At 53.4% G+C, this 3,321-nt stretch carries 4 protein-coding genes, 3 tRNA genes and 1 rRNA gene; all 8 read left to right on the top strand.

Annotated features, from left to right (window positions below):
- A 5S ribosomal RNA gene (gene rrf / locus AB4Z20_RS27910) occupies positions 1-99 on the top strand; the annotation flags it as partial.
- 133 nt (positions 100-232) lie between these two features.
- Complete coding sequence (birA, locus tag AB4Z20_RS27905) at positions 233-1,189, top strand: bifunctional biotin--[acetyl-CoA-carboxylase] ligase/biotin operon repressor BirA (protein WP_253469868.1); 957 nt, start codon at positions 233-235, stop codon at positions 1,187-1,189.
- Complete coding sequence (locus AB4Z20_RS27900) at positions 1,179-1,928, top strand: pantothenate kinase (protein WP_442091209.1); 750 nt, start codon at positions 1,179-1,181, stop codon at positions 1,926-1,928. The genes birA and AB4Z20_RS27900 overlap by 11 nt, the downstream gene beginning before the upstream one ends.
- A gap of 7 nt (positions 1,929-1,935) precedes the next feature.
- On the top strand, positions 1,936-2,391 hold the full coding sequence (locus tag AB4Z20_RS27895) for a hypothetical protein (RefSeq protein ID WP_320389531.1): 456 nt from the start codon (positions 1,936-1,938) through the stop codon (positions 2,389-2,391).
- Positions 2,392-2,533: 142 nt separating this feature from the next.
- Positions 2,534-2,618: transfer RNA gene (locus AB4Z20_RS27890), tRNA-Tyr, on the top strand.
- Positions 2,619-2,642: 24 nt separating this feature from the next.
- A tRNA-Gly gene (locus AB4Z20_RS27885) sits at positions 2,643-2,716 on the top strand.
- 26 nt (positions 2,717-2,742) lie between these two features.
- Positions 2,743-2,818: transfer RNA gene (locus AB4Z20_RS27880), tRNA-Thr, on the top strand.
- Between the two features lie 84 nt (positions 2,819-2,902).
- Positions 2,903-3,321: GTP-binding protein (locus AB4Z20_RS27875; RefSeq protein WP_315642073.1), on the top strand; the 419-nt coding region annotated here is incomplete at its 3' end.

Below are 3,321 nucleotides of genomic sequence, written 5' to 3'. Positions count from 1 at the left end.
ATTGGAACCACCTGATCCCATCCCGAACTCAGCAGTGAAACGATGCATCGCCGATGGTAGTGTGGGGTTTCCCCATGTGAGAGTAGGTCATCGTCAAGATTAAATTCCGAAACCCCTATCTGCTGATGCAGGTAGGGGTTTTGTTTTGCTCGCAGGAAAGTCATTTTGTGTTTCTATGCAACTGTCTTGTGCATGGCTATCATGCGGGCCTCATTATCAGGGCGCACTCCGCATGCTCACGTTGCTAAAACTTCTGAAGGATGGTCGCTTTCATTCAGGGCAGGCGCTGGGTGCTGCGTTGGGTATCAGTCGTAGTGCTGTGTGGAAGCAATTGCAGCACTTGGAAGCAGAAATAGGGCTGTCTGTTCATAAGGTTCGAGGTAGGGGGTATCAGTTGGCTAAGCCTCTGGTGCTTTTGGATGCTGCAGAGATTTACGCAAAGGGCCTTCATGAGTGGCCTGTCCATATCTTCGACGCTATCGATTCGACCAACGCCGAGGCGTTGCGTTTGATCGAGCCGGGAGCGGCGGCGCCGTTCATGGTTTTGGCCGAGCGACAGACCGCTGGGCGCGGTCGTCGTGGTCGTAAGTGGGTCAGTCCGTTTGCCGAAAACCTCTATCACAGCCTGGTTCTGCGCATTGACGGTGGCATGCGGCAGATCGAAGGGCTGAGCCTGGTCGTCGGACTTGCTGTCATGCATGCCCTGCGTGATATGGGGATCGCTGAGGCGGGGCTGAAATGGCCTAATGATGTCCTGGTGGGAGAGAAAAAGATCGCCGGCATCTTGCTTGAGTTGGTGGGGGATCCTGCGGACGTTTGCCATGTTGTCCTTGGCGTGGGGATTAATGTGAATATGCAATCGACTGATGAGGTCGACCAGCAGTGGACATCCATGTGCCTTGAGGCTGGAAGGGATTTTGATCGAAATGAGCTGGTGGCACGATTGGGTGCGAAGCTTCAGCACTATCTGAGGCTTCATCACGCATCGGGGTTTGCCGCAATACAGTCGGAGTGGGAGCAATACCATCTTTGGCAGGGCAGGGCTGTCTCCTTGATTGCCGGTGTTAATAAGATTGACGGTATTGTGCTGGGCATTGATCACCAGGGTGCGCTGCGTTTGAAGGTAGACGGTGTGGAAAAAAACTTTAGCGGTGGTGAGCTCAGCCTGAGGTTGCGTGATGATTCTTGAGCTTGACTGCGGCAATAGCTTTATCAAATGGCGTGTTCTTCGTGCCGATGGGGTTACGCCGGTCGAAGGTGGCGTGGTCAGCTCTGACAGCGATTTGCTGGTGAGCCTGAGTAATGCCGAGAAGTTCCAACTCAAGAAATGTCGTCTTGTTAGTGTAAGGACCCCGGAGGAGACGGATTTATTGGTCGCCTCTCTCGTTGATGTGTTTGGGGTGTCGGTGACTCGCGCTGTGCCTGCCCGAGAAATGGCAGGGGTGAAAAACGGCTATCAGGATTACGAGCGGTTGGGGCTTGATCGATGGTTGGCCTTGCTTGGTGGGTACCATCTTGCTTCAGGTGCGTGCCTGGTCCTTGATTTTGGTACTGCCATTACGGCTGATTTTGTAGCTGCGGACGGTGAGCATCTCGGCGGATTCATTTGTCCGGGCATGCCTTTGATGCGTAACCAATTGCGTACTCATACGCGAAGAATTCGCTATGACGATATGGCCGCCGAGCGAGCCCATGAGAGTCTCGCTCCAGGTCGGACAACTGTCGAAGCGGTCGAGCGCGGTTGCATGTTGATGCTCAGAGGGTTTGTCCTGACTCAGCTTGAATTGGCGCAGCAATATTGGGGAAAGGATTTCGTGGTGTTTCTCACGGGTGGGGATGCCAATCTGGTTTCCGGGGTTGTTCCTGATGCCAAGGTGGTGCCCGACCTGGTTTTTGTCGGTTTGGCGATGGCCTGTCCTTTGTCTTGAGGTTTCTATGCGGTGGTTGTTTCTGTTGTTGCTGGTTTTGAATGTCTTCTACTACATCTGGCATCAACAGGAGGCCCCACTTCGCGCCAAGGATGTGACCCCACTCAGTTTATACCGTGGTTCGCAGCAGGATATTCACCTGTTGAGCGAGACGGCGGATGCACTTGTCAGGCGCGACCTGGGTAAACCCGGTGAGGCGCAAAAAACTTGTGTTTACTTGGGTGGTTTTGTTCGTCCGGAGCTGGCCAGGCAGCTGGAGCAGCGATTGGCTGCCTCGGGCGTCGCGGGTCGTTCTGCAGCGCCAAACTCGCCAAATGTCCCTGAGGGTGGGGGATTCTGGGTTCAGGTTTCCCAGGAAAGCGCAGGAAAGGTGAATGAAACGTTGCTTCAAAACCTTTCTAAAGAATTCAATGAGTTAAAACATAAAATAATGCCATGCGAGGGGGTTGCACCCGCTGGGTAGTTTGCATAGAATGGCGCCCGCTTCGCAGCGAAGACCTTTAAAGGTTAGCGGTACGAAGCGACGTCAACGCAGCTAACCTCAGGTTTTTAATGAGAAAATGCTTGACAGAAGGCTGGCATGATATAGAATGCCGGCTCGCTTAGGAGGGGTTCCCGAGCGGCCAAAGGGATCAGACTGTAAATCTGACGTCTACGACTTCGAAGGTTCGAATCCTTCCCCCTCCACCATTTTTAGCGTGAGCTGCAAGCTCCGCGGGTATAGTTTAGTGGTAGAACCTCAGCCTTCCAAGCTGATGATGCGGGTTCGATTCCCGCTACCCGCTCCAAGTTTGCAGGTTGTGCAAAGTGTTTCGCTCTTGTAGCTCAGTTGGTAGAGCACACCCTTGGTAAGGGTGAGGTCAGCGGTTCAAATCCGCTCAAGAGCTCCATATAACAAGGCAGATATGAAAATATCTGCCTTTGTTTTAATGGCTTGTGTGACTCGCTAAATTCTTCTCCTAGGGGTGATTTCGATGGCTAAGGAAAAGTTCGAACGTAATAAGCCGCACGTCAACGTTGGTACCATTGGTCATGTTGACCACGGTAAAACCACGCTGACCGCTGCTCTGACCCGTGTCTGCTCCGAAGTTTTCGGTTCGGCCAAGGTTGACTTCGACAAGATCGACAGCGCCCCGGAAGAAAAAGCTCGCGGTATCACCATCAACACCGCTCACGTTGAATACGATTCGGCCGTGCGTCACTACGCACACGTTGACTGCCCAGGTCACGCCGACTACGTAAAAAACATGATCACCGGTGCTGCCCAGATGGACGGCGCGATCCTGGTTTGCTCGGCCGCTGATGGTCCGATGCCGCAAACCCGTGAGCACATCCTGCTGTCCCGTCAGGTAGGCGTTCCGTACATCGTTGTCTTCCTGAACAAGGCTGACAT

Origin of the sequence: Pseudomonas sp. KB_12 (assembly GCF_052114545.1) — a bacterium.
GTDB classification, from domain to species: domain Bacteria; phylum Pseudomonadota; class Gammaproteobacteria; order Pseudomonadales; family Pseudomonadaceae; genus Aquipseudomonas; species Aquipseudomonas brassicacearum.
Note: the sequence above shows the minus strand (reverse complement) of the source record. Positions and strands in the feature narration are given on the sequence as shown.